The following is a 6,511-nucleotide window of genomic DNA, read 5'->3' on the forward strand; positions in this document are numbered from 1 at the left end:
TTGAGTGCTTTGAAAAACCGGTAAAAATCTTTCAATCTAGTTCCATTCTTTCCCGTATTTATTTTCTGTCTCCTGCTCTCGTTTCTGGCGGTTTTTGCGTTCCAGTATTTTTATTTCCCGGAGAGGTACGCCGACCTCATAGTTGAGGAGATGGAAGAAGTGTTCAGCGAGGAAGTTTTTTTCGCCGACCGCGCAAGAAGCATTCTTGATACGAGAAACGATGTCGGGTACGTAAGGCTGCTTGATCATAACGGGGTGCTTGAAAAGAGTTTCGGTTTTCAGGATGACAAGGGTTTTGAGAAACTCACCCTCAAGGGGCCTGAGGGAAAGACTGTCCTTTTGGGTCTGAGAAGTTCTGTTGGGAAAAACTTCAACCTTGACGCTTTGCTCTGGAGCCTCATTTTCGCTTCCCTGATGGCAGTTGTTCTTACTTCCCTGATACGTTTTATAAGTGATCGGGCATTCCGGTTCATGGGGGAATTCTCTGAAGCTGTAGGTTCTGTTGCCAGCGGAGATTACTCGGTCCGCCTGGATGGACGGTCTTCGCTTATTGCGGGGGCAGGGGTTCAGTGGCTTTGCCGTGAATTCAACGAAATGGCCTCTTCGCTTGAAGGCGGGTCGGCCGACCGGGACGACACCGAGGATTTGGAAGATGCGGACTTTGACCGTTCGGATGAACTGCCGACGGATTTCCGGCCGAAGATAGTCTTAAGCCCGGAGCAATCTTCTGATGTTTCTTCGTTTCAAGCTCCCCAAGATTCGTTTGATGAGGGACTGGTGGAAATCGTGCATGTTGAAGAAGTTGAAGAAGAGGATGCCGAACCTGAACAAGAGGCTCCCTCCGCCGTTACCGAGATTGCGGATTCCGAGGGAAAGAAGGCAGATATCAGCATACTCGTCGTGAAGATCGCGGATTTTGAAACCCTGATTGAAGATGTTTCGCCATCCAGCGTCAACTCTCTTACGGCCGATTACAGAAAGTCCGTTTCAACTACTATAAGCTCCTTCGGAGGAACCGTGGAAGCCATACTTCGCGATGAGGTGGTGGCTTTTTTCACCAGCCCCGGTCCCGGACCCGCTGCAAAGCTCAATTGCGTATGCTGCGCGGTTGAGATGATGCAGCTTTTCGCCGGGGTCGTCGATGGTCAGAAAGTCTCTACCCGGTCGGATATAAAGCTTAAGATGGGCATTTCCTCGGCTGATTTGCCTGTGTCAGATGAATCGGACGTTTTTGCGCTTGCGAAACCCTTCGTGGACGAGGCCAAATCTCTTTGCGATGGAGCGAGGGCTTGGAGTGTATTTGTTACGACCGGTTTCCGCGAGGGCGTAAGCGATTATCTCGAAGTGAGACGTGAAAAGGTCGATGGGAACCTCTGTTACGCCGTTACCGGGGTTGAGGAAGAAGCATTGCAGCGGACCGGAAGATAGAGCTCTTTCTTTACTTTGCTCCGCTCTTTCAATTCAGTTTTCTACCATTCCTGTTATATTTTCTCATCCGGGTTGGAAACCGGCTTCTTAGCCAATAACGGTTCACCGTACTGTATGCCTGGGACTTTTGTTAGATGAAAGGATACGAGGTTAGAAGAGAATTTATCGAGTATTTCTCCGAGAGGGGACACGAACCGGTGCGCAGTTCCGTTCTTATACCGGAGAACGATCCTACTCTCCTTTTTACCAACGCCGGGATGGTTCAGTTCAAAAATGTTTTCACTGGGAATGAGACCAGAGATTTCAAAAGAGCGGTTTCTTCCCAGAAGTGTCTCAGAGCCGGGGGAAAGCACAACGATCTTGACAACGTCGGGTATACGGCGAGACATCATACCTTTTTTGAAATGCTTGGGAATTTTTCCTTTGGCGACTATTTCAAGGAAGGAGCCATCAATTATGGATGGGATCTTATTACCAATGTTTACGGGCTTCCCAAGGAAAAACTCTGGGTCACCGTCTATAAAGACGACGACGAGGCTTTTGAGATCTGGAACAAAGATATCGGTGTTGCCAAGAAAAGGATCGTGAGGATGGGGGAGAAAGACAATTTCTGGTCAATGGGGGATACGGGTCCGTGCGGTCCGTGTTCCGAGATACTGATAGATCAGGGGGAAGCGCTTGGCTGCGGGAAAGCGGGGTGCGCCGTCGGATGCGAGTGCGATCGTTACCTTGAGCTCTGGAATCTTGTGTTCATGCAATTTGAGAGAAATCAAGAGGGAGAGATGACACCTCTTCCTCGTCCCAGCATCGACACGGGGCTTGGGCTTGAAAGACTTACAGCGGTTCTTCAGGGAGTGCGGAGCAACTATGAGACCGACCTTTTAAGAGGGATAATAAGCAAGATAGAGGAGCTTTCCGGAAGAGATTATTCCACCGACCGCTCTACCGAGGTTGCGATGAGGGTTGTAGCGGATCATTCAAGAGCGCTTGCTTTTCTCATCTCGGACGGAGTATTCCCGTCAAATGAAGGTAGGGGATACGTTCTTAGGAGGATACTCAGGAGAGCCGTCCGCCACTCCAAGTTTCTGGGAATAGACGGACCCTTTATCTACAGGGTCCTGCCCGCGGTTGAGGGGATCATGGCGGATGCCTATCCTGAGATCAGGGAAAAGGGGGATTTTGTATCCCAGGTTGTAAAAAGCGAGGAGGAGAGATTCCTCGAGACGGTGGACAGAGGACTTGAACTTCTTAATCAGGAAATCGCAAAACTTGGGAGAAAGAAGAAGCTCTCAGGCAAGGTGGTTTTCAGTCTCTACGATACATACGGGTTCCCGGTCGACCTAACTGAAGACATAACTAGAACCGAGGGTATAGATATTGATCTCCCGGGCTTTGAGAAGGAAATGGAGAGACAGAGAACCAAGTCAAGAAAAGCCCGTGGCGGCGGAGAAACCGACCTTACATCTGTTCTGCTTGAGCTCGCCGGAGAGATGACAACAGAATTTGTTGGCTACAAGACCCTCTCTTCCGAAGGCGCGGTTACTGGAATAATAAGCCAGGGAGAGATTTCTGACACAGCTTGGGAGGGTCAGGAAGCCCAGATAATTACCGATATTACTCCTTTTTACGGGGAATCGGGCGGACAGACCGGGGACAGGGGCGAAATTGCCGGACCGGGATTCCATGCGAAAGTCCTCGATACGAAAAAGCTCACCCCCACGTTTTTCATTCACAATGTTGTTATCGAGAAGGGAAACGCGCAGGTCGGCGACCAGGTGCACATGAAGGTTGACCCCGTGTTCAGACAGGGGGTTATGGCTCACCATACCTCAACGCATGTGCTTCACGCCGTTTTAAAGGAAGTCCTCGGCAATCACGTCAACCAGGCAGGATCGTTCGTCGGGCCCGACAGGCTCAGGTTTGATTTCAGCCACTATTCCTCGATCGAGAAACAGCAGCTCGATTCCATAGAACAGATCATCAACGAGAGAATAAGGCGTGACGACGAGGTCGTGACGAAAGAAGACGTTTCGTACGACGAAGCCATAAAGGACGGGGCCACCGCCATATTCGAAGAGAAATACGGCGACAGGGTAAGAGTGGTAATGATAGGGGACTACAGCAAAGAGCTTTGCGGCGGTACCCATGTCAGGGCCTCGGGTGAGATAGGCATGGTGAAGATAGTGTCTGAGAGCGCGTCTTCTGCGGGAGTAAGGAGGATCGAGGCTGTAAGCGGTCAGGCGGCATGGAATTACATGAAAGGGCAGGAAGATATCCTGAACGAATTCTCCACCACCCTTAACGCCCCCCGCTCCGAACTTCTTTCTAGGCTTGCCGGAGTGATTGATGAAAATGCCCGGCTCCAGGCGGAAATCGAATCTTCCAAGGCGAAGACTCTTGTAGAAACGGCCGCCGAGCTGATTGACAAAGTTGAGGATGTGGAAGGAGTCAACCTCCTTCGGGTCAAAGTTTCTGTTTCGAAACCTGCAGAACTGCGTTCTCTTTGGGATTACCTGAAGGGGAAAATGAATAACGGCATCGCTGTGCTTGTTGCTGAGAATGGAGGCCGGGTTTTTATTCTTGTGGGTATTACCAAGGATCTTGTCGGCAGTTATCACGCTGGAAAAATCGTAAAGGAGCTTGCCGGGATTGTCGGCGGAAAAGGGGGCGGGGGTGCCGAGATGGCGCAGGCAGGCGGAAATATGCCCGGTAACATACCGAAGATGCTGAATCACCTAGGAGAACTCATATGAAAAAGAGTATCGATTTCTTTTTAAGTGTTGTGCCGAGAAAAAACAATAGAACAAAGCTCATGGCAGGCAGCTTGGGAGTTCTTCTGTTCGTTCTCTTGGTAAGTCCAAATGCTGGTTTCTCGGGTGTTATGCCCGATGATCTCACGCAGAGCGAAACCGATGGTGATCCCGCACAGAGCGAGACCGGACCTGCGCGCTTCGACAGTTACGCGGGGGTCTTTGCTGGCTCCGCTTTTATGAGAAACCGGATATTGGATATTGATGGCTTCGCTGACTGGGGCAATCCCGGTTCGGTTTCCAAATATGACGATACGGGCTTTGTCGGCGGCGTTATCGTAGGGAGAAAGTTCGATGTTGGTGGCTTGACCCTGAGAATGGAACTTGACGGCACGTTGACCAACGTGTCGGCATCAACCAATAAGCTTGATCCTGAAGGTTTGGATGAAACTGCCGAATCGGAATTTTCGTGGATCGTTTCTGCGCGCGGGGGGGTTGAACAAGCGGTTGGTTGTGTAACAGTCTTTGTGACCACCGGACTGGCTTTTGCCGGCATCAGCAACTCGGTAACCGATATTGATTCCAGTGATTCGGGCTCCATGGTGGATCCCGACGATTCTTTCGGTAAGGATTCAACGGAAGTGGGCTGGGTGGTTGGAGCTGGTGCGGAAGCCGCGTTGTCCGACGCCTAGGCTTTGAGGTTCGAAGGCTTGTATATGGATTTCGGAGAGAGCACTCATCTAGTTAATCGCTCCGCAAATAACCGCTGCTGTGGACCCGAGACTCCCAGAAGGGCTGCATCCTACGAAGTTGAGAACAGACTTTCCACTGCCCGCTTGGCAATAATTCGCCGGTTCTGAGTTCAACAAAGCCATCAGATTGTCTTGTGAGTTCCAAGTAACCTTCGAAGAGTTGCTCTTTGTGATGTTCAAGCTATCCGGGCAAAGGAAGTTCATTCCTGCCGAGAGAATTAATAGAAGGGGATGAATGTGTTGTATTTAAAGGCCCTAGAAAAGGTGGTTGTAAGAGTGGAACTTGGGTTTTTCTCTGAAGCGGAATCGAGGGTCCCCTATGAATTCACGGTGACTGGCCCTATGTCTTCACTTTTACATGAAGTCACCGCTATGTCCCACAAACCATAAAGGACCTCGATCCGCTAGATTTTTTCCGCTTCGCTTTGAGAAAACGGAAATCAGAACGCATATTTCATTACCAGACTGACTCCGAACGCGCTCAAGTCGTCAGTCTCAATTGTATACTCAACTGTGTTTGTTCCCCGGCCATTATTGGGGGCGTGACCGCGCAACTGGTCCCATACATCTCCGCCACTGAACTTGGCGTACTGGACCCAGCGTCCCTTGACTCCGATTGAAGCACTATCGGTCAGCATATAATCCACTCCGACCACCGCCTGGTAACCGACCACCGTATCTTCGAGAGTATGGCTCGCCGTGCTCGTGACGCCGGCGATTCTTCGATGCAGAGCTTGGCGATCCTCTTCTTCGTTTCCGGAACCCAGGTACTCCGCATCGTCCGCGGTTGTAATCACATCCGGGTTTATATTACGGGCCCAAACAGCGTCAAATTCGACTTCAGCCATTCCGAAACCCACCCCACCTCCGATGTAAGGACGGAGTTGCCCGGAGACCGGAAGGTCGTAGTAAACGTTTACAAACAGACTGTTTATATTTACCGCTCCTATGCGCTCATCAGAACGGACAAGCTCTTGATCTGCTTTATCCGCAATATCCTGACCTCCTCCAACAACCGAGGATGTCGTATCGTATTGTGCGCCGAAGTTAAAATACTCGGCTTCAATTCTCGCGCCAAAATCTGTGCTGACGCCTAAAGCGACGCCAGCGATTATTCCCGTTGCACCGTCAAAGCTGTTATTCCACACTGATGTCTCCCAAGAACATACACCAGGGTCGAAATGGTTATCACCCTCTGGATTTAAGTGTTGATCGCACAACGTGCCGAAATCAGTATCACTAGCGTCGGTATCCAAAGAATTCCCGATACCGAGTCCCAACTCAGTACTTATATACAGCTGCTGGGCGTTTGATGAAAAAGGAATCAGTATGAGGAGAAGTAAAAAAGAGGTAAGGGTTATGAATCTGCTCATTCATACCTCCTATTAGATTTGCTATGTAGGAATAAAAAGCCACACACCCTATTAAAGAACATATTATAATTCGGGCCCTAATTCAATTAAAATTTGCAATTGTAATTGAAAAACAAAAAGTTTATAAATAGTTAGGGATTTCAGTATGTTACGAGCAAGAATCTTTTCGGGCTTCTGTTTGTCCCGAGAATTCTATACGTGAAAATGC

Annotated in this window: 4 protein-coding genes; 3 read left to right on the forward strand and 1 reads right to left on the reverse strand. The window is 49.8% G+C overall.

Annotated elements, in window-relative coordinates:
- Positions 1-150: 150 nt before the first annotated feature.
- The 3 genes from F4Z13_03200 to F4Z13_03210 all read left to right on the forward strand — a co-directional run bounded on the left by F4Z13_03200 (position 151) and on the right by F4Z13_03210 (position 4,870).
- Positions 151-1,428, forward strand: a complete 1,278-nt coding sequence (locus F4Z13_03200) for a hypothetical protein (GenBank protein ID MXZ48249.1) — start codon at positions 151-153, stop codon at positions 1,426-1,428.
- Between the two features lie 134 nt (positions 1,429-1,562).
- On the forward strand, positions 1,563-4,181 hold the full coding sequence (gene alaS / locus F4Z13_03205) for an alanine--tRNA ligase (protein MXZ48250.1): 2,619 nt from the start codon (positions 1,563-1,565) through the stop codon (positions 4,179-4,181).
- On the forward strand, positions 4,178-4,870 hold the full coding sequence (locus F4Z13_03210) for a hypothetical protein (protein MXZ48251.1): 693 nt from the start codon (positions 4,178-4,180) through the stop codon (positions 4,868-4,870). Before alaS ends, F4Z13_03210 begins: the two co-directional genes overlap by 4 nt.
- A gap of 500 nt (positions 4,871-5,370) precedes the next feature.
- On the opposite strand, the gene F4Z13_03215 is transcribed toward F4Z13_03210, so the two are convergent.
- A complete protein-coding gene (locus tag F4Z13_03215) occupies positions 5,371-6,303 on the reverse strand; it encodes an outer membrane beta-barrel protein (protein MXZ48252.1) in 933 nt (310 codons plus the stop codon).
- Positions 6,304-6,511: the final 208 nt, after the last annotated feature.

It is taken from the genome of Candidatus Dadabacteria bacterium (genome assembly GCA_009837205.1).
Lineage (GTDB): Bacteria > Desulfobacterota_D > UBA1144 > Nemesobacterales > Nemesobacteraceae > Nemesobacter.